This is a genomic window from Streptomyces sp. NPDC051109 (assembly GCF_044455885.1).
Classification (GTDB): domain Bacteria; phylum Actinomycetota; class Actinomycetes; order Streptomycetales; family Streptomycetaceae; genus Streptomyces.
On record NZ_JBITFF010000001.1, the window covers coordinates 306,666 to 332,850 of the forward strand.

Consider the following 26,185-nt stretch of genomic DNA (forward strand, 5'->3'; position numbering starts at 1 on the left):
CCTCCGCTCGGAGCGGTCGGCGCGCTCGGAGCGCAGTGCCGGTCGCAGCGGGAGCCTCACAGGCTTGCCTCCAGTGCGTCGCGTAACCGGCGGAGCAGCGCCACGTCCGGGGATTGGGTCTGGGTTATCCAGTCGGGCAGGGGTGTTTCGACCGCTGCCGGCACCGGCGCGTGCGGCGTCTCAACGAGCCCGGCCGCCGCGAGGCGCCGTACGTCGAGCAGCGTGTGGAAGGCCGGGCGGCCCAGCAGCCACGCGAGGTCGGCCGGGGTCCGTACGCCGTCCGCCCCGGCCAGCAGGCCCCGTTGGCGGGGGGTGACGGTCTGGCCGGGGGCGGCGGCCCGGGGCACCACGGGGGAGGTGTCGAGCAGCGGGTACGGCCACACCGCGTCGAGCAGCTCCCGCCGGCGCCGGGTCTCCCGTTCGACGGCGGCGGCCGCGACCGAGCGGACGGAGCCGATCCAGTGGGTGGCCCCGCGGCGGAACCGGGAGGGCCCGGTGCCCGGGGACAGGGCGAAGAAGGCGGCGTCGAAGATGGCGGCGAGGTGGCAGATCTCCAGTTCGCCGCCGGCGAGGCCGCCGCTGTCCACGAGGAAGCGGGCGACCTGGCGGCGGGCGCCGGCCCGGTCCACGGCCTCGCGCCAGCGCTCGGGGGCGAGGCCGCCGCCGGTGGTGAGGAGGACGTCGAGGCCGGGGGTGGCCGGGCTCTCGGCGTGCACGATGCGGCCGTCCTCCAGGAAGAGGGTGCCGCGGTCGCGGAGCAGGGCGCCGGTGGCGCGCTCCGCGGCGAGCCGGGTCAGGAGGGGCGAGACGGCGGCGAGGCCGCCCACCTGGGCGGCGGTCATCTGAGCACCAGCCCCTCGGCGAGGATGCGGAGTCGGTGCCGGGCGAGGGCGAGATTGCCGTCGGCGCGGTCCAGCCACAGGTGGAGGAAGACGCTGCTGTCGAAGCTGGTTTCGACGAAGCGGAGGACGTGGTAGCCAGTGCGGGTGGTGACGATGAGGTCCTCTACGGGCAGGCCCGGGGCCGCCTGGCCCAGGTCGGGTCCCGAGCCGGAATCGGGCGCCGGCTGGGCGAAGGACTCGTACTCGGCGGCAGCCCGGGCCAGCTCGGCGGTCTCGGCGGCGGTGGTCTCGTGGTCGCCGACCGGCGAGTCCCCGGCGGTGCCGAGGGCCAGTCCGCTGCTCCAGTCGACCAGCGCGGCCCCCCGCGCACCAGGCAGGGCCATGGCTTCGAGCAGGCATTCGTCGATCCCGGGCACGCGGGCTCCCCTCCCGGCCAGACGTGCGAGGTGCACGGTCTACGGCGCGACAGGAGGGAACTTACTCACGTTCCACCGCACGGAAGGGGCTTCTGGCATTTTCCGCGGGAACATGCACAGAACCACGCGGCTGCATGGCCGGAACCCGTCGACTTCTGATCACGAATGTTGATCACGCCTGTCGACCACGCGAGAGGGAGCACGGGGCGCACGGGGAGCACCGGGGGGCTCGGCCAGGGGCTCACGAAGCAAGCGGAAGATGCTCCGCGAGCCGGAAGGCACCGCCCTCGCGCTCCACGTATCCCTCGTGGCTGAGGGTGCGCAACAGGTGGTACACGGTGGGCAGCGGAATCCCGGTGAGCCGCGCGAGCCGTTTCGCCGTCGCACCGCCCTCGGCGTACATCGCCTCCAGAAGGCGCAGCGCCCGCTGTACGGAACCGATCAGGGTGGGTGCGCTCTCGCTGTCCTTCTGACCGTCGTCGGTGACCATGAATACTCCCCCTGCTCCGGTACGAGTCCTGGCACCCCCATGAAAGTCGCTCGCGGCCCGCAATCCCAGCTGACTCGCGCACATCCGGACATAAGATCACCACGCCCCGCCCCGCGGCCGCCCCTGCTCACGCAAAAGCGAATGGTTCGAGTCCGTGCCGGTCCCGGCCCTCCCCACCGCCCCCTCCCCCGTGTCACCCTGCCCGTCATGGAGCGGATCATCGAGGAGATACGCGAGGACCTGTCCCGCCGGATCACCGTGACGGCGGACCGGCTCGCCGACCGGACGCTGGCCGAGGATCCCGCCTGCGCCGCCCTGCTCGGCCGGGCCGAGCTGCGCGAGCGGATCCGCCTCGGCCTCCGGCAGTCCGTCGAGGGCCTGGACCGCGGCTTCCGCGGGCTGCCCGTGGAGCTCGCGGGCGCCCGCGCCACCGGAACGCTCCTGGTCGAACACGGTCTGCCGCTCGCCTCGTTGCTGCGCACCTACCGGCGCGGCGGCCGCATGGTGTGGCAGACCCTCAACGAGGCGGTGGCCGCGCACGACCCGGCGGCGCTGCCCCGGCTGCTGCCGGCCGCGGCCGTGCTGTGGGACGTACTGGACCAGCTGACGGACGCGGCGGCCGACGCCTACCGCAGTACGGAGGCCGCGCGCCGCGACCGCGACCGGGAGCGCCGGGCGGCCCTGCTCGACGCACTGCTCGACGGTACGGGCCCGCCGGACGGCCCGGCCGCCACGGAGGCGGCGGACCGGCTCGGCCTCCCCGAGCGGGGCCGCTTCGCGGTCGTCGTACTCGCTCCGGGCGGCCCGGGCGCGCCCGGAAGCCCGGGCGAATCCGGCGGCGTGGGCGAATCCGGCGGCACGGGCGCCCCCGACGGCCTGCGCGTGCTGTGGCGCATACGCGCCGACGGGGAGACCGGCCTGGTGGAGCTGGGCCACCATCCCCTGGAGTCCGTACGGGGACTGCTCGGCCCGCTCGGAGCCCGGGCCGGGGTCAGCCCGGTGGTGGAGGGCCCCGGAGACCTGGCGCGGGCGCACCGGCTGGCCGCGCTCGCGCTGCGCACCGCCCCCGCGTCCGGCGGTCCGTGCACGGCCCTGCTGGACGAGCGGCTGCCGACCGCGCTGGTCGCGTCCCAGGCCGAACTCGCGGGCCGGCTGCGGCAGGTGGTGCTCGGCCCGGTGCTGGCGCTGCCCGCGGAGGACCGCCGGGTGCTGCTGACCACGCTGGGCACCTGGCTGACCTGCCAGGGCTCGACGACGTACGCCGCACAGCAGCTGTACTGCCACCGCAACACCGTCTCGAACCGGCTGCGCCGCCTGGAACAGCTGACCGGCCGCTCGCTCTCCGACCCGGTGCACGTGGTGGAGCTGGCACTGGCCCATGCGGCGGTGCTGCAGCGCGCGAACGCGCCCGCTACCCCGCCGGCCCCACCGGCCCGGCCGGCCGGGCCGACTCCAGCAGGTACGGTACGTCGATCACCGCGACCCCGGGCGTGAACAGCAGCCTCGCCTTCAGCCGCAATGCGTTCTGGTTGTGCAGGGGCTGCTCCCACCAGTGCCCCACCACGTACTCGGGGATCACCACGGACAGGATGTCCGTCCCCTCGGCGGCCGCCAGCTCCTGCACGTGCGCGAGCACCGGCCCGACGACCTCGCGGTACGGGGAGTGCAGGATCTTCAGCGGTACGCCCGGGTCGTGCTCCGCCCAGGCCTCGCGCAGCCGCCGCGCGTCCTCCTCGTCGGCGGCGACGGTGACGGCGGTCAGGGTGTCCGGCCGCAGCGCCTGTGCGTAGCCGAGTGCCTTCAGCGTCGGGGCGTGCACGTTGGAGACGAGCACCAGCACGTGGTGGCGGGAGGGTTTGCGCGGTGTGACCCCGGCGGCGACGGCGACCTGGGCCGAGACCCGGTCGTAGTGCCGGCGGACCGCCTTCATGCCCAGGAAGAGCAGCGGCATCGCGATGACGACCAGCCAGGCGCCGTGCGTGAACTTGGTGGTCAGGACGATGATCAGGACCAATGCGGTCAGCCCGGCCCCGACCGCGTTGATCGCCAGCCTCCGGTGGATGTGGATCCGCTCCGCCCTGGGCGTGGCCGGGGAGGCGAGCTCCCGCCGCCAGTGCCGGACCATGCCCGTCTGGGAGAGGGTGAACGAGACGAAGACGCCGATGATGTAGAGCTGGATGAGGCGGGTCAGCTCGGCGTCGAAGGCGACGATGAGGGTGACTGCGGTGAGCGCGAGCAGCACGATGCCGTTGGAGTAGACGAGCCGGTCGCCGCGGTTGAACAGCTGGCGCGGCGCGTAGCGGTCCTTGGCCAGGATCGAGGCGAGCATCGGGAAGCCGTTGAAGGCCGTGTTCGCGGCGAGGATCAGCACGCCCGCGGTGACGGCCTGGAGCAGGTAGAAGAGGAAGTGCCAGTTCCCGAAGGTGGCGCGGCCGATCTGGGCGAGCGCGGTGGACATCGGCGTGCCGGCCGGCAGGCCCAGTTCCGTCGGGTCGGCGGCGACGTGCACCTCGTAGACCATCGCGAGGACGGTGATGCCGGAGAACATGGTCACCGACAGAATGCCCATCGCGGCCAGGGTGTTGGCGGCATTGCGGCTCTTGGGCTTCTGGAAGGCGGGCACGCCGTTGCTGATCGCCTCGACGCCGGTCAGCGCCGTACAGCCCGAGGCGAAGGCCCGCATCGCGAGGAACACCAGGCCCAGCCCGGTGAACGTGCCCTCCGCGGTGATCGGGAGGCCGGCCGACTCGGCACGGATGGTGTCCCCGGTCGCGATCCGGACGGCCGCCACGGCGAACATGACGTAGATGACGAGGACGAAGCCGTAGGTCGGAATGGCGAAGATGCGTCCCGACTCCCGTACGCCGCGCAGGTTCATCAGCATCAGCAGCAACACGAACCCCACCGACAGGACGACTTCGTGGTCGCTGAGCGAGGGGATCGCGGAGGTGATGGCGTCCACGCCGGAGACCACGGAGACGGCGACGGTCATGACGTAGTCGACGAGCAGCGCACTGGCGGCCGTCAGGGCGGCGGTCTGGCCGAGGTTCTCCGAGCTGACGATGTAGGCACCGCCGCCGCCCGGATAGGCGTGGCAGGTCTGCCGGTAGGAGGCGACGACCACGATCATCAGGAAGACGATGGCGGCGGCCGCGTACCAGGCGAGGTGGAGCAGCGCCACGCCGCCGAGGGCGAGGATCAGCAGGATCTCCTCGGTGGCGTAGGCCACGGAGGAGAGCGGGTCGCTGCAGAAGATCGGGAGCGCGAGCCGTTTGGGCAGCAGGGTCTCGCCCAACCGTGCGGTGTCGAGCGGTTCACCCACCAGCACGCGCTTCAGATTGATACGCCTCATTCAGGCATGATCGTGCATATTTCATGCCACTTGCCCCTTATCAGGACTGTGTCATGCCGCGGACCCGTCGAACCCGGCCAGTTCCTCGGCCCGGTGGGCCAGCCACAGGTCGTGGCGCGCGCTCGGCGACCGGAGCAGCGAACGCTCCAGCAGGGCTTCGATCCGGGTCAGCCGCTTGCGCGTGCCCGGCACCGAGATACCGAGCGCGGCGGCCGCCGGGACCAGGTGCGCGTCGTGCCGCAGCCAGGCCCGTACGGTCTCGCGGGCGCCGGGCGGGGCCTCGTGCCCCGTCAGTGGCGCCAGGTGCGCGCGGGCCCAGGCCGCCAGGTCGGGGTGGCTCAGTACGCCGTCCAGATCGGCCGGGGCTCCGGCCGCGCCGCCCGGGGAGGCGCTCGGCCCGCCCGGGGTCAGGCGCAGCGCGAACGAGAGTTCAGCCTGCTCGGGCAGTCGCGCGAGGTCCCTGCCGAGCACCGACTCGATCAGCCGCAGCCGGGTGGCCAGGGTGTTGCGGTGGATCTTCAGCAGCCGCGTCGCGTGCGGGCCGAAGTTCAGCCACGCGTGGGCCGTCGCCCGCAGCTCCTGCGGGCCGGGGTCCTGGGGACGCCGGGGCTCGTAGGTGTGCAGGGGGGCGAGCAGCGTCTCGGCCCAGCCGGTTCCGGCGGCGTGGGCGGCCAGCTCGGGCTCGGGCCCGGGGCCGAAGCGGGCGTGCCGCCCGGGCCTGCCGCGCGCCACGGCCAGGGCGTGGAAGGCCTGGGTGTACGCGGCCGGTGCCTCGCGCAGCCGCAGGTGCCCGCTGACCCCGACCACACGGTCGCGGGCCGCGCCCACCAGCGCCTCGGACAGCGGATCGTGCTCGGCCGGGACCGCCGCGGGATCGGCCGGGACCAGGACCAGGAGGTGGCGTACGTACACCGGGCAGCGCACGATCCAGGCCCGGCCGCCGGTCAGCTCCTCGCAGAGCCGGGCCACCTCGCCCCGTTGCCCGGCCCGGCATTCCACGACGTACATCCGCAGCGGATCCGGCAGCGAGGGCGTGAGCGCCTCGGCGATCTGGTGGGCGGTGGAGAGCCGGCCGTTCATCAGCAGGTGCAGAACGGCCTCTCGGGCCCGCGATTCGGCGAGCTCGGCCCGTTCCTCGCGCCGCTCGGCCTCCTCGGCGCGCAGGACGAGGGCCAGCGCCGCGGCGGAGTCCGCGAGCAGTGCGGGCGCCTGCGGAGGGTGCGGCAGGTCGAGTACGGCGGCCAGGGCGCGGCCCCCGTCCAGCGCGAACAGCAGCGCCGCCGAGCGCTCGCCGTGCAGGACGGCCGAACGCACGCCGCGGGCCCTCAGCTCGGCGGCCCCGCGGACGGCGAGCTCGGGACCTGCGGCTGCGTCGGCGTCCACCACGCCGGTCCAGCCGCCCAGCCGGGCGGCGAGCCACTCCAACAGGGCGGCCGAGCCGCCGGAGTGGGCGAGCCGGTGCACCTTGAGGATGTCCTCGGACCGGCTGCGGGAGCGGTCCGCGGGCGGGGGCGCCGCCGCGGGCGGATGCGGGATGGGCGGGTGCGAAATGAGAGGCTCCGTTCGGGCCGGGTCGCGCCGTCGCGGTCGACCACCCGGCGCATCACTGTGCTCGGTGATACCCGTCCCGGCCCGTCACTGTGCAGGGCGGACCCTGCGGGCCGCCGGCCGGGCGCCTAGCTTTGACCCCGAGCGGTCGGGCCCCGGCATCGACGGGGGAGTCGCCGGGGCCCCCCTCGCTCACGGCCGCGGCGGACGGCCGGGCGGCTCACATCCGGGCGGCCGCGCTGCGGATGGCCTCCCGGATACGGAAGTAGGTGCCGCAGCGGCAGATGTTGGCGATCGCGTCGATGTCCTCGTCCGTGGGCGTGCCGGTGCGCTTCAGCAGCGCGACGGCGGCCATGATCTGGCCGGGCTGGCAGAAGCCGCACTGGGCGACGTCCTGTTCGAGCCAGGCCTCCTGCACGGGATGCAGGACGTCCCCGTCCGCCAGCCCCTCGATGGTGGTCACCGTCCTGCCGGCGCACGCGGAAACGGGCACCACGCACGGGCGGACGTCCGACCCGTCGAGATGGCTGGTGCAGGCCTTGCAGACGTCCACGCCGCAGCCGTACTTGGGGCCGCGTACGCCCAGCATGTCGCGGAGCACCCACAGCAGGGGCATGTCGTCGGGCGCGTCCACGGTGACGCTCTGCCCGTTGACGGTGAAGGTGTGCGAGGGCACGGCGGACTCTCCTGAACTGGGCTACCGGCTAGCGGGGGTACGGGGTGAAGTCGACGTCGAAGTCGAGGGGGAAGCTGCGCGGCTTCGCACCGGTGGCCCTGGCCCACGCATTGGCGATCGCGCCGACCGCCGCGGGGACGCCGAGCTCGCCCGCGCCGCCCGGCTCGTCGCCGGTGGCCGGCAGCACGAAGACGCGTACGTCCTGCGGGGTGTCGCGCTGGCGCGCCCAGTGGAACTGGCTGTAGCTGCCCTCCAGCGGCAGCCCCTTGTCCAGGTGCAGTCCGGCCTTCAGGGTGGTGGAGATCGCGTCGGTGAGACCGCCGATCATCTGGGCCTCCAGTCCGCGCGGGTTGACGGGCAGGCCCACGTCGACCGCGATGACGGCCTTGGTGACCCGGACGTGCTCCGGGTCCCGGGCGTCGATCTCCACCAGGCAGGCCGTACGGGACTTGTACTCCTCGTGGAAGGCGATGCCCTGTGCGCAGCCCGCCGGCATGGGCCGCCCCCACTCCCCTTCCGTCGCCGCCTTGTCGAGCACGGCGCGCTGGGCGTCGGTCTTCAGGAAGGTGCGCCGGAAACGGTACGGGTCCTTGCCGGTCCTCGCGGCGAGTTCGTCGACCACGATCTCCTCGGCGCCCCGGGTGTTGGCGGAGTACACCGAGCGCCAGGACCCGGTCGGGATGCCGGTGGGCACCTCGCTGAGCCCGTGGGTGGTGAGCCCGAAGTGGTAGGGGGACTTGATCGTGGTGTGGAACAGGGTCTGTGCGAGGGTGGCGTTGCCGATGCCGAGGGGCAGGCTGGCGGCGGTGGCGGTGATGATCTCGCCGAGCCCGTGCCGGAAGTCGGTCTCGGCGGCGGCCACCCGGTGCTCGAACGAGAGCACCTCGCCCAGCAGATGGGTGGCGCGGATCTTGTGGTGGGTGGCGGGGCGCATCCTGCCGTGCCGGGTGTCGTCGACGCGGGTCCACATCAGCCTGACGGGACGGCGGCAGGCCTTCGACACCCGGGCGGCCTCCAGCGCGGCGTCGAAGAAGAGCCGCCGTCCGAAGGAGCCGCCGGCCTGGACCACGTGCACGGTGACCTTGTCGAGCGGCAGGCCGAGATCGGCGGCGATGGTCTCGCGGGCCACGATCGGGGACTTCAGCCCGGACCAGATCTCGGCGCGGTCCTCCCGTACGTCGGCCACTGCGGAGTTGGTCTCCATGGGTGCGTGGCTGACGAAGGCGAAGTCGAACTCGGCGTCCACGTACGGGGTGAGCAGCGGCGGCACCAGCAGCGGCGGGGTGGCGGCGCGCAGCTGGGCGCGGATCTGCTCGTCGGAGAGCCGGTCTGCGGGGCCGGGGCCCCAGGTGACCTGGAGGGCGGCCTTGGCGTCGAGGGCCTGGCCGAAGGTCTCGGCGACGACGGCGACCCCGGTCGCGATGGTGACCACGTGCAGGACGCCGGGCATGGCCCGGACGGCGGCGAGGTTGGCGACGCCCTTGACGCTGCCGCCGAGGCTGGGCGGGCGGCGCACCACGCAGGGCTTGGCGCCGGGTACGTCGAGGTCGAGGGTGTACCGCTGGGCGCCGGTGACCATGTCCCGGGCGTCGATCCGGCCGGTGGGGCGGCCGACGAGGGAGTGCTCCGCCGCCTTCTTGGGGGTGGCGCCGAGGACGACCAGGCCGGGGTCGGCGGCGGCCGCGGCGAGGGCGCCGTACGCGGCGGTGCGGCCGTCGGGCGCCCGTACGACGCCGTCCGCGGTGGTCAGCGAGGAGGCGGCGAGGTTCCAGCGGCGGGCGGCCGCGGCGACGAGGCGGGCCCGGGCGGTGGCGGCGGTCTGACGGACCGGACCGTAGAGGGAGCGGATGGAGTTGGAGCTCCCGGTGAGCTGGTTGAACAGCAGCTCGGGCCGCGCGTCGTCCAGTTCCACGCGGACGGCGGCCAGCGGAGCGTCGAGCTCCTCCGCGACGAGCATGGCGACGGCGGTGGTCAGTCCCTGGCCGACCTCCTCGCGGGGCAGTCGGAAGCGGATGCTTCCGTCCGCCTCCACGGAGAGCGCCGACAAGGCGGAGGTGGGCGCGCCGGCGAGGATGAACAGGTCGCCGAGATCCACCAGATCGGCGGGGGCGGGCAGGCTCGGGACCACGGCGTGGGCGGGCTGCGGGGCCAGGGCGTCGGCCCCGGCCCGGGTGACGAGGGCGAGGGTCGGTGCCGCCACGAGGTGGGTGAGGAAGGAGCGGCGGCTCTGCCCGGTCATGTTCTGTCCCCACCCTGCGCGGATCCGCGTACGCGAACCTCCACCGGCTCGTTACCGGCACGTAGCGTAGCGATCACGGGATGATCTGGGAAGCGAACTGCCGTCCGGCCCGCGCGCGGCCGGGGGTCCTTCGTTCGGGGGTACCCCCACCGGGGTGTCGATGCGGCTCATGTACGGATTCCGCCGCCCGGAAGCGTCGTACGCATCGTCCGTACGATCGATCCGCGCCCTCCGGACGGCCGATTTCCGGCCGCGGGAGGACCATGGGAGGAGAGAAGGCCGTACGCGCCGAAAATATGAGGAGGTGTGCGGCGGTGACGATGTACATGGATGTCCACCACGGCATGAAGGGCATTACGGAATCCGAGCTGATGGCCGCCCACAAGGCGGACCTGGCGATCGAGCACGAGGAGAAGGTGCACTTCGAGCGCGCCTGGGCCGACCCCGTCTCCGGCACGGTGTACTGCCTGTCCGAGGCGCCCTCGGCCGACGCGGTGATGCGGATCCACGAGCGCACCGGCCACCCGGCCAGCGAGATCCACCCGGTGCCGATCGCCGTGTGACGCGGGAGACCGCAGGCGGGCTCCGGAAGGGCTGACCGGAAACGTTCGTACACGCGAAAGGGGAGCCGGGAGGCCCTTGGCATATGCCTGAAGCAAGGCCCTTACGGATGTTGCCAAACGCCTTACGGGTACTCGCGGCCTGTGCAACAGTCGTAACCGGGCCTTCCTTCAGACATGGCCGTACCGCGCCGCCTGTATCGGAGTTCTCATGCCGTCCCACCTCTTCGCGGACCGTCCCGCGCAGCCGCCCGAGCCAGGGTCGGTGGACGCACTGATCTCGCAGACCCGGCGGCTCCGCGGCGAGGTGGACGCGGTGCGCCGCGACACCGTCGTCGACGAAGACGACGTGCAGGGCCTCTGGCAGCGCGCGTTGTGCGATCTGGCCGTCCACCAGCTCGACGACCTGGGCGAGCACTTGGGCCAGCTCAAGGAGGGCCTGCCGGCCGCCCCCGAACTCGACGGGCTCGCCGAGGGCGCTCCGGAGGACGACGCGGCGGGGCCCGAGGCGCAGCAGACCCGCGTCGGCAGCGCCGAGTGGAACCTGCTCACCGACGAAGTCCACTGGTCCGAGGAGCTGTTCCGGATCTTCGGCCGCTCGCCCGAGGCGGGACCGCTCCCCCTCGACGAACTCGGCTCCACCCTCTTCTCCGAGGACCAGCCGCTGCTCACCTCGATGGTGACGGCCTGTCTGGTCGACGGGAAGCCGATCGACGGCGAATTCCGCATCGTCCGGGCCGACGGCCGGGTCCGGACGCTGCACATGCGGGGCGAGCCGGTACTCGACTCCGACGGCTGCACGGCCTCCATGTGGGCCGTCCTCCGGGACGTGAGTGAGCTGCGCCGAAGCCAGCGCGCCGTACGCGAGTCCCGTGACTCGCTGCAGCGCCGGCGGGAGATCGCGCAGACCGAGCACCGGCTGGCGGTCGAGCTGCAGGAAGCCGTGCTCCCCCCGTGGCGCGGCTCCCTGCGGTTCCCGCACCACACCACCGGCGCGCTCGACGTCGCCGCGCACTACCTGCCCGCGGCGACGAGCACGCTGATCGGCGGGGACTGGTACGACGCGCTCGAACTGCCCGACGGCCGCTCGCTGCTGACCGTGGGCGACCTGACCGGGCACGGGGTGACGGCCACATCCGGGATGGCGATGATGCTCGGCGCCCTGCGCGGGATGGCCATGGCCGGGATCGAGCCCGGCCCGCTGATGGGCTGGCTCAACCAGCTCCTGGAGGCCTCCGTTCAGCCGGCGCTCGGCTCGGCGGTGTGCTGCCGCTACGATCCCGCCCGCCGTGTGCTGTCCTGGGCGCAGGCCGGCCATCCCGCCCCGCTGCTGTTCCGCGGCGGCTCGGGCCGCGCCCTGCAGCCGCCGGAGGGCGTACTGCTGGGCGCGACCTCCGGGGCGGCGTACGGGCAGGCCGAGGAGCGGCTGGAACCGGGCGACGTGCTCGTCCTGCACACGGACGCACTGACGCCGCGCAGCATCGAGTTCGGCCGGGCGGACGGCACCGAGCGGCTGCTGGCCTTCGCGCCGCGGTTCGCGGGCGCGCGGTCGGCGCAGGACTGCGTGCGGATGGTGGTCGAGGAGTTCGGTGTGGGTGAACGCGAGGACGACGCCTGCGTTCTGGTGGCCAGGGTCGGGGGCTGACCGCCCCGCGAAGGGCCGACGACCGCTTCAGGGCCGCGCCGCGAGGCGCGGCCGTTCTCGTCTCCGTACAGGTACAGGTCTCGTGCGGACAGACGTCGTGCGGAGCGCCGTCACGGGGACTAGACCGTGCGCTGCGACGGGCTGCTCGGCAGGGCCAGTTCGATCTCGGCACGCAGGTCCTCGATCCGCGCGTAGCCGGCGTACTGCCCGGTCAGCCGGTACATCTCGCGCAGCCGGTCCCAGGTCCGGTGTGAGGAGGTCTCGTTCATCGAGACCAGCGCGAGCCGGGCGTAACGGTCGGCCTGCTCCGGGTCGTCGGCGATGAAGCAGGCCGACGCCATGGAGATGTAGTCGAAGATCTGCGAGCGCTGGTGGCCGCCGGACCGCAGCCGCAGCGCCTCCCGGGCGTGCCGCTGTGCGATCGGCGCGACCGAGGGATCGTGATCGGCGAGGGTGCGGAAGGCCAGGGCCTGCATGCCGTGCAGGTCCGCCTCGTCGAAGTTCTGCATCCACGACGGCGCAGGGACGTCGCCCTTGTCCGAGACGAACAGGTCCTCGGCTTCGCCGAGGGTGCGGCGCATGGCCTGGCCCTTGCCCATCGCCGCCTGCGCCCAGGCCTCGATGGTGTGCAGCATGGCGCGGGTACGGGGCAGGGTCTGCTCGCCCGAGCCTGACTGGGCCAGCTTCATCAGGTCCAGGGCCTCGTGGGGTTTGCCCAGGTGGACCATCTGGCGGGCGGCCCGGGACAGCGCTTCGCCGGCCCGCGGCCGGTCCCCGCCCTCGCGTGCCGCGTGCGCGGCGATGACGAAGTACTTCTGCGCGGTGGGTTCGAGACCGACGTCGTGGGACATCCAGCCCGCCAGCACCGCCAGGTTGGCCGCCACCCCCCACAGCCGCCGCTGGAGGTGGTCGGGGTGGTGGTACGCGAGCATGCCGCCGACCTCGTTGAGCTGGCCGACCACGGCTTTGCGCTGCAGCCCGCCCCCTCGCGAGGCGTCCCAGGCGCGGAACACCTCCACGGAGCGCTCCAGCGCCTCGATCTCCTGGGAGCCGATGGGGGCGGCTTCGTAGCGGTCGTAGCCGATCGGATCGGCCTGGTAGGAGTCGCCGAAGTTCTGCGGGGCCTTGGCGGGGGCGGGATCGGTGTGGAGCCACTCGTTCATGGCATGGGTGAGGGCGGAGCCGGCGGTGAGCGCGACACCCGCGCCCATCAGACCGCGACGGTTGAGCATGAGGTCCATTCCCGTGAATTCGGTGAGGACCGCGGCTGTGCGTTCGGGCGCCCAGGGCATTCCGTCGGGGTTGTCCTTCGCCCCGTCCGGCTGCCGTTTGGTGGTGCGCCGCTGCCGTACGAACCCGAGGTCCTCGATGGTCACGACACGACCGAGCCGCTCGGTGAACAGGGCTGCCAGTACGGTCGGCACCGGTTCGCGCGGGGTCTCCCCCATGTCGATCCAGCGCCGTACCCGCGAGGTGTCGGTGGCCAGTTGGTGGTGGCCCATGGCCGCCGCCTGCCGGTTGACCATCCTCGCCAACTCACCCTTCGACCAGCCGGCCAGGCCGAACAAGTCGTTCAGGCGGGTGTTTGGTCCTTTGCTCACGTCAAGCCCCCAGGTTCTCGGCTGATTTGACAGTAGCCCGCCGTCAGAGGCCCCGTGCATATTCGCCAGCCTTCGCCAGGGCACGCTTCGTGGTCCGCCACCCACGGCCGGGTGTCAGGTAGGAATGCGCCTCCCCGACCCGGTCTCCGGGCGGAACTCCCCAGGGTGAAGCAGGGGACCGGCGGGGCGGCGTACGCAACTCGTCGGCGCACGAAGGGATCCGTAACGCCATGTACGCAGCAACGTCCTCCGTGTCCGCCCCGGTCCGGCCGCACCGCACGCTCCAGGCGGGCGGCGGCCCCTACATCGACCCCGGCCGCCAGGCGGTACCGGCGCAGGGCGCCGTACGGGCGCGGCGGATGCCGGGGGCCGGATCGCAGCCGCTCAGCGGAAGAATCGACCTCTCGGGGCCGCAGGGTGCGCAGCTGCGCACCGCGCTGGCCTCGGTGCAGCGGATCTGTCCGGAGTTCGCGCCGGTCCAGGTGCTGCGACGCAGCGGCCGGTCGGTCCTCCTGGTCGGGACGACGGGCCGGATGACCGCGGTCGCCAAGGTTTTACTGGACCACTCGCCGGAATGGCGCGAGCGGTACCGGCACGAAATAGCGTCGTACCGGGCGTTCGTCCGGCACCGCCCGCCGGTCCGGGTACCGCGGCTGATCGCCGCGGATCCCGAGAACTGCACGCTGGTGGTCGAACGGATGGCGGGCCGGGTCGCGGCTTTGCAGAGGCACCCCGTGGAGGCCCCGCCGCGGGCCGACGTACGGGCCGCGCTGGGCGCGGTGTGCCGGGTGAACCAGTGGCGTCCGCCGACCGATCTCTTCGGGGACCCGCTGAACTACGGGCAGCGGGTGGCGCGGTACCACGAGCTGGGACTGCTCACCGACCGGGATCTGGGTGACCTCCAGAAGCTGCTGTGCGGACTGAAACTGGCCGGTGTCCAGCGGCAGTTCAACCACGGTGACGCGCTCCTGTCGAACCTGCTGCTGTCCCCGGCGGGGCCGGTGCTGCTCGACTGGGAGCACGCGGGCTGGTACCTGCCCGGCTACGACCTGGCCACGCTGTGGACGGTGCTGGGCGACGCCCCGGCCGCCCGCAGCCAGATCAGCCGGCTCGCCCAGTCGGCCGGTCCGGCCTCGCGGGACGCGTTCCTGGTCAACCTGATGCTGGTGCTGACGCGGGAGATCCGGATGTGTGAGACGGCGGTCCAGCGCTCCATGCTGGCGACCGCGCCGAGTCACCCGCTGCCGGCGGGCTCGCTGTCCTCCGGCGAGGAGCAGCGGCTGCTGCTGCGCCGTCTGCACGACGACTGCGGCATGGCCCGCAGGGCGGTCCGCGCGGCGGTCGGGACCCGCTGACCCCGGCGGCCCGACCCCGTACGAAAATCCCGTGCCGTACGCACCAGGTGTGCGTACCACGGGATTTCGTGCGTTCGCGGTCGTCCCGCCACCCCTGCACATGCCTTGACATCACATGATCCCCCGAACACCTTTTCTGACTCAGCATCAGAAATGCTGGAGCCGCCGACCGCCCCGCCCTTCCACTCCGCTGGAGCCCGCCCATGTCCGCAAGCGCCGAGTCCGCATGCCCCACCCCTCCTTCCCGCCGTACGGTCCTCGCCGGGGCCGGGGCGGGGGTGCTCACCGCAGCGGTGCTGCCGTCGGCCGCCGCGCGGGCCGCCGGCGGGGCCGGTACCGGGGGTCCGCTCGGCGAGTACGACGTGGTCGTGGTCGGGTCCGGGGCCTCCGGGATGACCGCCGCGCTGACCGCCGCCAAGCGGGGCCTGAGCGTGCTGGTGGTCGAGAAGGCGCCGACGTTCGGAGGTTCGGCGGCGCGCTCCGGGGCCGGGATCTGGCTGCCGAACAACTCGGTGATCCTCGCGGCGGGCGTGCCGGACACCCCGCAGAAGGCGGCGGCGTACCTGGCGGCGGTCGTCGGCGACGGATCGCCGGCGGATCGGCAGGCGGCCTTCCTCGCCAACGGCCCCCGGATGCTGGACTTCGTGATGGCCAACAGTCCGCTGCGCTTCCGGTACATGGACGGGTACAGCGACTACTACCCGAACCTCCCGGGCGGTCTGCCGAACGGCCGCTCCATCGAGCCCGACCAGATCGACGGCAACATCCTGGGCGCCGAACTGGCCCGGCTCAACCCGGCGTACCTGCCGGTGCCGGCCGGGATGGTGGTCTTCAGTCAGGACTACAAGTGGCTGAACCTGGCGGCCGTGAACGCCAGGGGCCTCGCCGTGTCCACGGAGTGCCTGGCGCGCGGCACCAAGGCCGCGCTGTGCGGGCAGAGGCCGCTGACGATGGGCCAGGCGCTCGCGGCCGGGCTGCGGGCCGGGCTGTTGCAGGCCGGGGTTCCGGTGTGGCTGAACAGCCCGCTGGTCGACCTGGTGCAGGAGGGGGGCGCCGTCACGGGTGTGGTGGTGGAGAGGGACGGCGTACGGGGAGTCGTACGGGCCCGCAAGGGCGTGATCGTCGGCTCGGGCGGCTTCGAGCACAACGCGGAGATGCGGGCGCAGTACCAGCAGCAGCCCATCGGAACCCAGTGGTCGGTCGGCGCCAAGGAGAACACGGGCGACGGTATCCGGGCGGGGCAGCGGGCCGGGGCGGCGCTGGCGCTGATGGAGGACGCGTGGTGGGGGCCGTCGATCCCGCTGCCCGGGGAGCCGTACTTCTGCCTGGCGGAACGCACGCTGCCCGGCGGGCTGATCGTGAACCGGGCGGGTGCGCGGTTCGTCAACGAGGCGGCTCCGTACAGCGATGTGGTGCACGTGATGTACGAGAAGGACCGGGGGGCGACGGGCTCGCACATCCCGGCCTGGCTGATCGTGGATCAGAACTACCGCAACAAGTACCTGTTCAAGGACATCCTGCCGACGATCGTCTTCCCGGACGCGTGGTACGAGGCGGGCGCGGCGAAGAAGGCGTGGACCTGGGACGCGCTGGCGGGTCAGATCGGGGTCCCGGCGGGGGCCCTGCGGGCGACCCTGAACCGTTTCAACGCCCAGGCGTGGAACGGCACCGACCCCGATTTCCACCGGGGGGACACGGCGTACGACCACTACTACACGGACCCCGGGGTCCAGCCGAACTCGTGCCTGGCCCCGATCTGGGCGCCGCCGTTCTACGCCTTCAAGATCGTGCCGGGTGACCTGGGCACGAAGGGCGGGATCGTCACGGACGCGCGGGCCCGCGCGCTGCGCCCGGACGGATCGGTGATCCGGGGGCTGTGGGCGGCGGGCAACGCGAGCGCGGCGGTGATGGGTCACAGTTACGCGGGGGCGGGGTCGACGATCGGCCCGGCGATGACGTTCGGCTACGTGGCGGCGAACGACGTCGCGGACGCGTAGCGCCGCCGGTTGCGGCTGCTCAGCCCTGCTGGAAGAGCTCGGCGGGGAGCGGCTTGAGCAGTGCGTACAGGTCGTCGGTGATGGGCCGGTCCCAGCTGGCGATGGTGACCAGGACGTTGTCGCTGCGGTCGAACTGCACGCAGCTGATCCGGCCCTCGGAGAGCTTGACCTTGCGGACGATGAGGAGGTTGTCGCCCTGCATGACGGGGCAGTCCTCGATGCCGGTGACCTCGACGTCCTCGTCGTTCTCCAGGGCGTCGAGGAGCTGGGCCACCTCGAAGGGGACCTGGCCGTCGGTGAGCTCCCGGGCCGGGGAGCCCTCGGGGAGGTTGCCGATGATCATTGCGGGGCCGCGTCCGCCGAACAGGTCGTAGCGGAGAAAGACGCCCTGGCAGCTGCCGTCGGGCGCGGGCAGCAGCCCGGCCCCGAGATTGCCCGGCCAGTCCCCCGGGTCCATGGCCAGGACGTCGAAGTCCGGGCCGGCGGGTGTGGCGGCGCGGTTGCGGCGGAGGAAGGACATGCCGCCATGGTACGTGCCCGCCCCGCATTTCCGGCCCCGACCCCGCCCCACACCCGCGTGGGCGCCGCCGCCCCGGGGTCCGCCCCTCGGGGGGGGGCGCCGCTCCCGCTCCAGGCCCGCACCCCCGTGGGGGGCCGCCCCTGCCTCCGGACGGCACCCGGGGGCCCACCATCCCTGTCCGGAATCCGCCCCTCGGGTTGCCGCCGCCACCCTGGGCTCTGCGTCCCCCGTGGGGGGCCGCCCCACACCCCGGTGGGCGCCGGCCCGGGGTCCGCCCCTCGGGGGGCGCCGCTCCCGCTCCGGACCCGCACCCCGGTGGGGGGCCACCTCGGCGGGCCGCCCCTGCCCCCGCGCCGCCCGTCGGGGGCGCCGCACCGCTCCCCGGGGCCGCGGCCTCGCGCCTGTGCCGACGGCCGGGGCCGGCCCGGCCCACCGAGCACCCCGGGCCCCTGGTCGCCTGCGGTCCGCTCCAGGGCCGGCCGGGCTCTCGGCCCCCGGGGTCGGGCCCGGGTCTCCGGGCTCTCGGCAGCTCACCGGCACCCGCCGTCTCCCGGCGCCACTGCCGAGTACGGAGCCGTCGCTCCGATGCCAGGCTGCCGGGGCCGCGCCCCGGCGGCTCCCCCGGGCCGGGGGCGCGCACGCCGGCCCGGGCGGGGGTACCGCTGCGCGGAGCCGCTGCCCCGCCCCGCCCCTTCTCCGTTTCCCGGGCTCCGCCCCGGACCCTCTGACCCCGCTACCACCGCCGGTTCACGCCTCATGCGCCCCGGCGGGCCGGACTTGGCGGCGTTGCAGGCCCGGGGGTCCGGGGGCCGGGCTGGCGACCGGTTCCGGGAAGGGGCGGGGTGGGGGGCGGCTCCGAGCAGCGGACCTGCCGGACCCCGTCCACCACGAGCTCCGGGTCCACCGCCCGGCCGGTGCACCGCCGGAACCGATGGCAACCCGTGTTCCGGGAGCCGAGGCAGCGCCTCCGGCTGCCGCGCGCACCGCTCCGTCAGCGCGCGCCGCCGGCCCGACCACGGCCACGGCGCGCGTGCCGCCGGGACCTCCGGGTGGAGCCCAGGCAGCGCCTCCGGCTGCCGCGCGAACCGCGCGCACCGCTCCGTCAGCGCACCCGGCACCGGCCCGGCCGCGTGGGCGCTGGGACTGGCCATCGACCTGGCCGTCATGTTCTCGGTGTCCAGGCGCGCGCCTGGCCGCCCGGGTGGACGAGCGGTACGCGCGGAAGGCGGCGCGCCGGCTGCGGGCGTCGCCCAAGCCGGTGGCGGCGCCGATGGACGCGCCGCATCTCGGGGAGCGGCTGGGCCTGTTCCAGCTGATCGTGCTGGGCGAGGCGGTGGCCCAGGTGGTGGCCGCCGCCTAGGTGGCCGAGTGGGACGCGGCGCTGTACGGGCCGGTATCGGCGCGTTCCTGCTGCTGCTCCTGCTGTGGCCGCTGTCGCTGCGGCACGGGGCGGACGGGGTGCCGCTGCTGGCGTGGGACGTCCTTCCAGTACGGCTGGTCCTGCCGCTGCACTGCTTCGTCGCGGGCTCGGCGGCGGCGCCGGCGGCGGCGCTCGGCGACGCGGTGGAGTACACGGACCACCCGGTTCCGGGGGCGGTGCGGTGGCTGCTCTGCGGGAGTAGCGCGGTGTACCTGGGGGGCGCGGGGGTGGCGGCGGTCGGCTCGGGCCGCAGGACACGGGAGGTCCTGCTGCTGGTGGGGCCGCCGCTGGCCGTCGTACTGGTGGCGGGGGCGGTGGCCCGCGGGGGCCGCGGCCGTACAACTGGTGTGGCTGCTGGTGCTGGCGGCGGCGTGGCCGCCCGTGGTGGGGAACGGCTCCCGCGGACGCCGCCGACGCAGCCACAGCCGCCGACGCCGCCACCGCCCCAGCCACCGCCTCAAGAGAACTCCCGGCCCCCGCTCTCGTAGATCCGGCGGTGCCACCAGGCGCGGGGGCGGCCGCTCCAGTCGGCCCACCGGCCGGCGGGCGGGTCCGGTTCGGGGAGGGTGCGCCGGCGGAACTCCGCGTCCAGTCCGTGCAGGACGCGGCCCAGCGCGGTGCGGGCGGCGGGCGGCAGGCTGCGGTGGAGGTCGGCCAGTTCGTCCCGGACGACGGCGACGTCGTCACGCGCGCAGCCGGGGCAGGCCGGGCACGAGGACGGGACCGGCAGCAGGACGCTGCCGGGGCGGCGCAGGAAGGCCCGGTACCGGGTCAGCAGGTCCGCGAGCTCTTCGCCCCGGTCGGGCAGGGCCCAGTGGACCGCGGCCGCTGCGGCGGCGGCAGCCGGTCCACGGAGGCCAGTTGCCAGGCCCAGGCAGGCGGCCGGCGGTCTGCGTACCGTCCTCGTTCGGCGCGCAGCGCGCCGGGCCGTCTACGCGGCATCGCCCTTTCGGCGGATGATCGTCATGGCCCCCATGGTCCAGTAGTGCCCCGCGTGGTGCAAGGGGGTTCGGGAGCCGGGCCCGCGGGCCCGCGGCCGGCGCGGGCTCCGGGGCACCGGCCGCCGGCTACGTCAGGTCGAACTCGCCGCCCCTCGCGCCCAGTACGAACTTGCGCCACTCGTCGGGCGCGAAGATCAGCGAGGGGCTCTCGGGGCGCTCGCTGTTGCGCATCGCGATGAACCCCTCGACGAAGGCGATCTGGACGTCGCCCGCTCCCCGGCTGCTCGACTGCCAGTCCGCCCCGCTGAGATCGAGGTCCGGCTTGCCCCAGCCGGCTGCCAGAGGCTGTGAAGTCATGCTCTCGGCCACGTGCGTGCTCCTCCCGGTACTCCCGGTACGTCGTCCGGGGGCCAGAGTAACCATCGCAGCGGGTGCCGCACAGGCCACCGTGAGTCACCCGTGGCCGGTCCGGCACCACGCCCCGCGGCCGCCTTCGAGGTCCGAGTCCGTTCAGGAGGCCGGCGGTTCGGCTCCCACCAGCCACATCGCGAAGAACTGCGCCCCGCCGCCGTACGCGTGGCCCATGGCCCGGCGGGCTTGCGGGACCTGGTGCTCGCCGGCCTGGCCGCGGACCTGGAGCGCCGCCTCCGCGAAGCGGATCATGCCCGAGGCGCCGATCGGATTGGTGGACAGCACCCCGCCCGACGGGTTCACCGGGAGGTCGCCGTCGAGTTCGGTGACCCCCGCCTCGGTGAGCTTCCAGCCCTCCCCCTCCGCCGCGAAGCCGAGGTTCTCCAGCCACATCGGCTCGTACCAGGAGAACGGCACGTACATCTCCACGGCGTCGATCTCCCGCCGCGGATCGCTGATCCCGGCCTGCCGGTAGACGTCGGCCGCGCAGTCCTTGCCCGCCTGCGGAGACACGAAGTCCTTGCCCGCGAAGAGCGTCGGCTCGCTGCGCATCGCCCCGCCGTGCACCCAGGCCGGCCGCCGCGGCGAACGGGCCGCGCCCGCACGGTCGGTGAGGACCATCGCGCAGGCCCCGTCCGAGGAGGGGCAGGTCTCTGAGTACCGGATCGGGTCCCAGAGCATCGGCGAGGCCTGGACCTTCTCCAGGGTGATGTCGTGCTCGTGCAGGTGCGCGTACGGGTTCTTCAGCGCGTTGCGGCGGTCCTTGTACGCGACGAGCGAGCCGACCGTGTCCGGCGCGCCGGTGCGCCGCATGTACGCGCGCACGTGCGGGGCGAAGAACCCGCCCGCCCCCGCCAGCAGCGGCTGCTGGAACGGAACGGGCAGCGACAGGCCCCACATGGCGTTGGACTCGGACTGCTTCTCGAACGCCACGGTCAGGACGGTGCGGTGGACCCGGGCGGCGACGAGGTTGGAGGCGACCAGCGCGGTGGAGCCGCCGACCGAACCGGCCGTGTGGACGCGGAGCATGGGCTTGCCGACCGCCCCGAGGGCGTCCGCCAGGTACAGCTCCGGCATCATCACGCCCTCGAAGAAGTCGGGGGCCTTGCCGATGACGACGGCGTCGATGTCCGCCCAGGTCAGCTCGGCGTCGGCGAGGGCGCGCACCGCGGCCTCGCGCACGAGCCCCGCGATGGAGACGTCGTGGCGGGCGGCGACGTGCTTGGTCTGGCCGATGCCGACGACGGCGACCGGCTCCTTTCCGGTACGCGTCATGCGGGTTCCCCTTCGAGGACGGCGACCAGGTTCTGCTGGAGGCAGGGGCCGGAGGTGGCGTGCGCGACGGCCCGGTCGGACTCGCCGCGGTGGATCCGGGCGGCTGCCTCGCCGATCCGGATGAGGCCGGCGGCCATGACCGGGTTCGCGGCGAGCGCCCCGCCGGAGGGGTTGACGACGATGTCGTCCCCGCCGAGTCCCAGCGCCTTGCGGAGCACGACCTCCTGGGAGGAGAACGGCGCGTGCAGTTCTGCGGTGTCCACCGGGGCCTCGAACACGCCCGCGTGCTCGGCGGCCGTCCGGGTGGACGGGGAGTCGGTGAGGTCGCGCAGGCCCGGGCCGTGCGCCTCGATGCGGTGGTCGATGCCGGTGATCCAGGCGGGGCGTGCGCACAGCCGCCGCGCGGTGTCCCCCGCGGCGAGGACGACGGCGGCCGCGCCGTCGCCGATGGGCGGGCAGTCGCCCGTACGCAGCGGGCGGACCTGGTAGTCGCCCTGCGGGACGGCGCCGCGGAGCTGGGCGTGCGGGTTGGCCTCGGCGGCGGCCCGGCTGCGGGCGCCGATGGCCGCGAGGGCGCCCTCGTCGGTCTCGCCCGCGTCGATCAGCGCCTGGGCCTGCAGGGCGGCCAGGGCCACCGAGTCGGGCCACAGCGGTGCCAGGTAGTAGGGGTCGAGCTGCCGGGTCAGGACGTCCCGTACGGATCCCGGGGAGGACTTCCCGTACGAGTAGACCAGCGCGGTGTCGGCCTCACCGGTCTGGATCTTGACCCAGGCCTCGTACAGGGCCCAGGCGCCGTCCATCTCGACGTGCGATTCGGAGATCGGCGGCCAGGCGCCGACCCCGTCGAGGGTCATGGTGAAGGAGAAGGCCCGGCCGGCGAGGTAGTCGCTGGATCCGGAGCAGGTGAAGCCGATCTCGCCGGCCTTCAGGCCGGTCTGGGCGAGCACCCGGTGCAGGACCGGCATGACCATCTCGACTTCGCTGAGTTCGTCGCTGCGGCGCAGGTGGTCGCTCTGCGCGAAGGCCACGACGGCCACGTCCCGCGCGTACCTGCTCGTCGTGGGCATCAGATGAGCTCCTTGTACGCGTCGTAGTCGGCGTCCGGCTCGCCGGTGGGGCGGTAGTGGTCGGGGTGGCGTCCGCCCTCGGTCCACACGGGTTCGACGCGCAGGCCCATGCGGACCTGGTCGTACGGGATGCCGCCGATCCGGCCGTGCAGGGCGAGGTCGGCGCCGTCGAGGGCGATGTGGGCGTAGACGTACGGGACCTCGATGTCCAGGTTCTTCGCCTTGATGTTGACGATGCAGTACGTCGTGACGGTGCCGGCCGGGCCGACCTCGACCTGTTCGGTGGTGGCCACCCCGCAGGTGGGGCAGGCGCCGCGCGGCGGGACGTACACCTTGTGGCAGGAGGGGCAGCGCTCGCCGACGGTCCGCCGCTCGGCGAGCGCGTTGATGTACGCGGTCTGGGCGCGGCCGGGGCTGTAGGTGTAGTCGAGGCGGGCGGAGGCGACGATGCCGGTGACGGCGTCGGCGAACTGCCCGTCGTGCGGGGCTGCTTGCGCGGCTTCCGCGCCTTCCGGTCCGTCGTGGGGTTCGAAGCAGGCGATGTCGGTGATGGCTCCGCCGCGCTCGTCCGCCCAGCGGATCCGTACCCGCATGCCGGTGCGGACGGCGTCGGGGCCGGGGGCGTCGAGGGCGTGCAGGATCGCGGTGTCGGCGCCGTCGAGGCGGACCAGGACCCAGGCGAAGGGGGTGCCCAGGGGCTGGTTCGGGCGCGGGGAGCCGTTCCAGGCCCAGGTGGTGACGGTTCCGGTGGTGCCGACCTCGACGAGTTCGCGGATCTCCTCGGCGGTGACGGGGTCGTACTCGACGGGCGGGACCACCACCTTGCCTTCGGCGGTCTTGACGCCGAGGACGACGCGCTCGCGCAGCCCGGTGAGGAAGGCGCTCTGGACGGGCCCGAGGGAGCGGGTGAAGGGGAACTCGACGACGAGGGGCGCGCGCAGCACCTCTGGCGGGGACGCGGCGGGTGTCATGGCTGTCTCTCCGATGTTCTGATGTTCCGAACGGCTGGGGGCGGGGATCACGCAGTGGGCCGCTTCCGGACGGCCGGCGGGCGGCTACTCCCGCCGGTACACGGCGGGCCGCTTCTCGGCGAAGGCCCGCGCCCCCTCCTTGGCGTCCGCGGTGTCGAAGACCGGCCAGCCGCGCAGCAGCTCCGAGGCCAGGCCCTCCGTCTCCGTCAGTCCGGCGGTCTCGTAGACCGAGGCCTTCACGGCCTCGACGGCCAGCGGCCCGCACGCGTTGACCTGCTCGGCGATCTCCAGGGCCTTGGCCAGGGCGGTCCCCTCGGGGACGACCTGCCCGACCAGTCCGATCCGCGCCGCCTCCTGCGCCGAGTACGGGCGGCCGGTCAGCAGCATCTCCAGGGCGTGCGTGCGCGGGATCTGCCGGGGCAGGCGCACCGTCGAGCCGCCGATCGGGAACAGGCCCCGCTTGACCTCGAAGAGCCCGAAGGTGGCGCCCGCGCCCGCGACCCGGATGTCCGTGCCCTGCAGGATCTCGGTCCCGCCGGCCACGCAGTACCCCTCCACGGCCGCGATCACGGGCTTGCGCGGCCGGTGGTGGCGGAGCATCGCCTTCCAGTGCAGGTCGGGGTCGGCCTTGAGCCGGTCCCGGTACTGGTCTCCCGCCATCCCCTTCCCGGCCAGCGCCTTGAGGTCCATCCCCGCGCAGAAGTCCCCGCCCGCCCCCGTCAGGACCACCGAGCGGATCGTCTCGTCGGCGTCCGCCTCCAGCCAGCCGTCGTACAGCCCCACCAGCAGCGGCAGCGAAAGCGCGTTCTTCGCCTCCGGCCGGTTCATGGTGAGCACCAGCGTGGCGCCGTGGCGCTCCACGGTCAGGTGTTCGGTCCCACCCATTGCCGTCCTCCCGTCTCAAGACCTAGAACAGGTTGCAGGAGGGCCGGGTGCAGTTCAATAGTTTTCTGACGCCCAGTCAGTTTTCTTTGGACCACGCCCTTCCCACTTGGGCTGAGCGGCGCTCTAATGACCGCCGCGGGCAACAGCCACGGCCCGGCAACGGGAAACCTCGGGGGTGAGGAGGAACGGTGGAGTACAACCTTGCCGACCTGTTCGAGTCGGTCGTCGACGTGGTTCCGGACCGCGAGGCCCTTGTGTACGTGGACCACCCCGGCACCGGCGCGGAGCGCCGCCTCACGTACGCGGAGCTGGACGCCGCGGCGAACCGCATCGCGCACCACCTGCTGGACAGCGGCCTGCGGGCCGGCGAGCACCTGGGGCTGCACCTCTACAACGGCATCGAGTACCTCCAGACCGTCCTGGCCTGCCTCAAGGCCCGACTCGTGCCGGTGAACGTCAACTACCGGTACGTGGAGGAGGAGCTGGTCTACCTCTACAACGACGCCGACCTCGCCGCGCTCGTCTTCGAGGGCGAGTTCACCGGGCGCGTGGCCGCCGCCCTCCCGCAGACGCCGAAACTGCGCCACCTGATCCGGGTCGGGTCCGCCCCCGAGGGCGCGCCGGAGCCCTCGATCGCGCCGGTCGCCTACGCGGACGCGGAGGCGGCCGGCTCGCCCGCGCGCGGCTTCGCACCCCGCTCCCCCGACGACCTCTTCATCATCTACACGGGCGGCACGACCGGTATGCCCAAGGGCGTCATGTGGCGCGCGGAGGACCTGTTCTTCGCGGGGCTCTTCGGCGGCGAGCCCTCGGGCGAGCCGGTGAAGCGGCCCGAGGAGCTCGCCGAGCGGGTCGCGTTGAAGGGCGCCGGGCTGACCTTCTTCCCGGCTCCCCCGCTGATGCACGGCACCTCGACGCTGACCTCGTTCATCGCCTTCAACTACGGCCAGCGGGTGGTCATCCACCGCAAGTACGCGCCGGAGGAGGTGCTCCGTACGATCGAGAAGGAGAAGGTGTCGAGCGTCTCCCTGGTGGGCGACGCGATGCTCCGGCCGCTCATCGACGCCCTCAAGGGGCCGCTCAAGGGGACCGACCTCTCCTCGCTGTTCAGCGTCTCCTCGTCCGGGGCGATCATGTCCGAGACGGTGCGGGCCGAGTTCCGGCGGCTGGTGCCGAACGTGCTGCTGCTGAACAACTTCGGGTCCTCGGAGTCCGGGTCGAACGGCAGGGCCGCCGACGACTCCGGCCCCGAGAGGGGCTTCCGGCTCGTGGTCAACGACCGTACGCAGGTGGTGGACCCGGTGACGCACGAGCCGGTGCCGGTGGGCGTACCGGGGCGGCTCGCACAGCGCGGCCACGTCCCGCTCGGCTACTACAACGACGCGGCGAAGACCGCCGAGACCTTCTTCCGGAAGGGCTCCGAGCGGTGGGTGCTGCTCGGGGACATGGCGACGGTGGACGAGGAGGGCATCGTCACGGTCCTCGGGCGCGGCTCGCAGTGCATCAACACGGGCGGCGAAAAGGTCTACCCGGAGGAGGTCGAGCAGGCGCTGAAGTCCCATCCGGACGTGTACGACGCACTGGTCGCCGGGGTGCCGGACGCGAAGTGGGGCAGTCACGTGGCGGCGGTCGTGCAGCTGCGGACCGGCGCGCCCGAGCCGAGCCTGGACGAGATACAGCGGCACTGCCGGACCAGGCTGGCGGGGTACAAGATCCCGCGCCAACTGGTCGTGACGCCCGCCATCCAGCGCTCGCCGAGCGGCAAGGCGGACTACCGCTGGGCGAAGTCGGTGGCGGAGGAGGCGGACGCGGCGAGCTGACCCGAGGGGTCCAGGCGGGCGGGGGCGGGGGGCGGGGCTCATCGGGTCCCGCCCCCGGCGTGCGCTCCGCGGGGCCGCCGCGGCGGCCGGAGGCACGGAGGCCGTAGGCGGCGGCCGCCGCCCCGTTCTCCTCACGGTCGCCCACCCCGACGCG

21 protein-coding genes and 1 pseudogene are annotated in these 26,185 nt (G+C 73.5%); 8 read left to right on the forward strand and 14 right to left on the reverse strand.

Annotated elements, in window-relative coordinates; all coding sequences use genetic code 11:
• Positions 1-56 precede the first annotated feature (56 nt).
• From ACIBAD_RS01320 to ACIBAD_RS01330, 3 genes and pseudogenes are all read right to left on the reverse strand, one after another.
• On the reverse strand, positions 57-842 hold the full coding sequence (locus ACIBAD_RS01320) for a transcriptional regulator (protein WP_398903564.1): 786 nt from the start codon (positions 840-842) through the stop codon (positions 57-59).
• The gene (locus ACIBAD_RS01325; RefSeq protein WP_134068113.1) at positions 839-1,258 is read right to left on the reverse strand and encodes a hypothetical protein; all 420 of its coding nucleotides are present in this window, start codon (positions 1,256-1,258) and stop codon (positions 839-841) included. Before ACIBAD_RS01325 ends, ACIBAD_RS01320 begins: the two co-directional genes overlap by 4 nt.
• Before the next feature lie 268 nt (positions 1,259-1,526).
• Positions 1,527-1,748 (reverse strand): annotated as a pseudogene (locus ACIBAD_RS01330) (helix-turn-helix domain-containing protein); the annotation flags it as partial.
• 207 nt (positions 1,749-1,955) lie between these two features.
• On the opposite strand from ACIBAD_RS01330, the gene ACIBAD_RS01335 reads away from it, so the two are divergent.
• Complete coding sequence (locus ACIBAD_RS01335) at positions 1,956-3,242, forward strand: helix-turn-helix domain-containing protein (RefSeq protein WP_398903567.1); 1,287 nt, start codon at positions 1,956-1,958, stop codon at positions 3,240-3,242.
• Here ACIBAD_RS01335 and ACIBAD_RS01340 read toward each other — a convergent pair.
• The 4 genes from ACIBAD_RS01340 to ACIBAD_RS01355 form a co-directional block, all read right to left on the reverse strand.
• On the reverse strand, positions 3,160-5,100 hold the full coding sequence (locus tag ACIBAD_RS01340) for an APC family permease (protein WP_398903569.1): 1,941 nt from the start codon (positions 5,098-5,100) through the stop codon (positions 3,160-3,162). The two genes, ACIBAD_RS01335 and ACIBAD_RS01340, sit on opposite strands and share 83 nt — an antisense overlap.
• A gap of 51 nt (positions 5,101-5,151) precedes the next feature.
• Positions 5,152-6,564, reverse strand: a complete 1,413-nt coding sequence (locus ACIBAD_RS01345) for a helix-turn-helix domain-containing protein (RefSeq protein ID WP_398903571.1) — start codon at positions 6,562-6,564, stop codon at positions 5,152-5,154.
• A 304-nt stretch (positions 6,565-6,868) separates the two neighbouring features.
• Positions 6,869-7,324: a (2Fe-2S)-binding protein gene (locus ACIBAD_RS01350; RefSeq protein ID WP_053692762.1), complete on the reverse strand. Its 456-nt coding sequence runs from the start codon at positions 7,322-7,324 to the stop codon at positions 6,869-6,871.
• Positions 7,325-7,352: 28 nt separating this feature from the next.
• Positions 7,353-9,563 (reverse strand): molybdopterin cofactor-binding domain-containing protein, encoded by a 2,211-nt coding sequence (locus ACIBAD_RS01355; RefSeq protein ID WP_398903573.1) that lies wholly within the window; start codon positions 9,561-9,563, stop codon positions 7,353-7,355.
• A gap of 314 nt (positions 9,564-9,877) precedes the next feature.
• Between ACIBAD_RS01355 and ACIBAD_RS01360 the strand changes: the two genes are divergently transcribed.
• Together ACIBAD_RS01360 and ACIBAD_RS01365 are read left to right on the forward strand one after the other, a co-directional pair.
• Positions 9,878-10,126, forward strand: coding sequence for an SCO4226 family nickel-binding protein (locus ACIBAD_RS01360; protein ID WP_134068119.1), 249 nt, complete (start codon positions 9,878-9,880; stop codon positions 10,124-10,126).
• A gap of 208 nt (positions 10,127-10,334) precedes the next feature.
• Complete coding sequence (locus tag ACIBAD_RS01365; protein WP_134068120.1) at positions 10,335-11,768, forward strand: SpoIIE family protein phosphatase; 1,434 nt, start codon at positions 10,335-10,337, stop codon at positions 11,766-11,768.
• Between the two features lie 119 nt (positions 11,769-11,887).
• Here ACIBAD_RS01365 and ACIBAD_RS01370 read toward each other — a convergent pair whose 3' ends face one another.
• Complete coding sequence (locus tag ACIBAD_RS01370) at positions 11,888-13,369, reverse strand: hypothetical protein (RefSeq protein WP_398903576.1); 1,482 nt, start codon at positions 13,367-13,369, stop codon at positions 11,888-11,890.
• Between the two features lie 230 nt (positions 13,370-13,599).
• Here ACIBAD_RS01370 and ACIBAD_RS01375 point away from each other — a divergent pair, with 230 nt between their 5' ends.
• Both ACIBAD_RS01375 and kstD read left to right on the forward strand, forming a co-directional pair.
• A complete protein-coding gene (locus ACIBAD_RS01375) occupies positions 13,600-14,724 on the forward strand; it encodes an aminoglycoside phosphotransferase family protein (protein WP_398903578.1) in 1,125 nt (374 codons plus the stop codon).
• 203 nt (positions 14,725-14,927) lie between these two features.
• Entirely contained in the window at positions 14,928-16,721 is a 1,794-nt protein-coding gene (kstD, locus tag ACIBAD_RS01380; protein ID WP_134068122.1) for a 3-oxosteroid 1-dehydrogenase, read from the forward strand.
• Between the two features lie 19 nt (positions 16,722-16,740).
• On the opposite strand, the gene ACIBAD_RS01385 is transcribed toward kstD, so the two are convergent.
• Positions 16,741-17,241, reverse strand: a complete 501-nt coding sequence (locus ACIBAD_RS01385; protein WP_053692757.1) for a hypothetical protein — start codon at positions 17,239-17,241, stop codon at positions 16,741-16,743.
• 1,201 nt (positions 17,242-18,442) lie between these two features.
• Between ACIBAD_RS01385 and ACIBAD_RS01390 the strand changes: the two genes are divergently transcribed.
• Complete coding sequence (locus ACIBAD_RS01390) at positions 18,443-18,601, forward strand: hypothetical protein (RefSeq protein ID WP_398903581.1); 159 nt, start codon at positions 18,443-18,445, stop codon at positions 18,599-18,601.
• A gap of 8 nt (positions 18,602-18,609) precedes the next feature.
• Complete coding sequence (locus tag ACIBAD_RS01395) at positions 18,610-19,149, forward strand: hypothetical protein (RefSeq protein ID WP_398903583.1); 540 nt, start codon at positions 18,610-18,612, stop codon at positions 19,147-19,149.
• Between the two features lie 579 nt (positions 19,150-19,728).
• On the opposite strand, the gene ACIBAD_RS01400 is transcribed toward ACIBAD_RS01395, so the two are convergent.
• The 5 genes from ACIBAD_RS01400 to ACIBAD_RS01420 all read right to left on the reverse strand — a co-directional run bounded on the left by ACIBAD_RS01400 (position 19,729) and on the right by ACIBAD_RS01420 (position 24,211).
• On the reverse strand, positions 19,729-19,959 hold the full coding sequence (locus ACIBAD_RS01400; RefSeq protein WP_099896005.1) for a DUF397 domain-containing protein: 231 nt from the start codon (positions 19,957-19,959) through the stop codon (positions 19,729-19,731).
• A 153-nt stretch (positions 19,960-20,112) separates the two neighbouring features.
• A complete protein-coding gene (locus tag ACIBAD_RS01405; protein ID WP_134068123.1) occupies positions 20,113-21,288 on the reverse strand; it encodes a thiolase domain-containing protein in 1,176 nt (391 codons plus the stop codon).
• The gene (locus ACIBAD_RS01410; protein ID WP_398903586.1) at positions 21,285-22,355 is read right to left on the reverse strand and encodes a thiolase domain-containing protein; all 1,071 of its coding nucleotides are present in this window, start codon (positions 22,353-22,355) and stop codon (positions 21,285-21,287) included. Before ACIBAD_RS01410 ends, ACIBAD_RS01405 begins: the two co-directional genes overlap by 4 nt.
• Entirely contained in the window at positions 22,355-23,326 is a 972-nt protein-coding gene (locus tag ACIBAD_RS01415; RefSeq protein ID WP_134068125.1) for an OB-fold nucleic acid binding domain-containing protein, read from the reverse strand. The genes ACIBAD_RS01410 and ACIBAD_RS01415 overlap by 1 nt, the downstream gene beginning before the upstream one ends.
• Positions 23,327-23,410: 84 nt before the next feature.
• Positions 23,411-24,211, reverse strand: a complete 801-nt coding sequence (locus ACIBAD_RS01420) for a crotonase/enoyl-CoA hydratase family protein (RefSeq protein ID WP_398903588.1) — start codon at positions 24,209-24,211, stop codon at positions 23,411-23,413.
• A 188-nt stretch (positions 24,212-24,399) separates the two neighbouring features.
• Here ACIBAD_RS01420 and ACIBAD_RS01425 point away from each other — a divergent pair, with 188 nt between their 5' ends.
• Entirely contained in the window at positions 24,400-26,031 is a 1,632-nt protein-coding gene (locus ACIBAD_RS01425; protein ID WP_398903590.1) for an acyl-CoA synthetase, read from the forward strand.
• Positions 26,032-26,185: the final 154 nt, after the last annotated feature.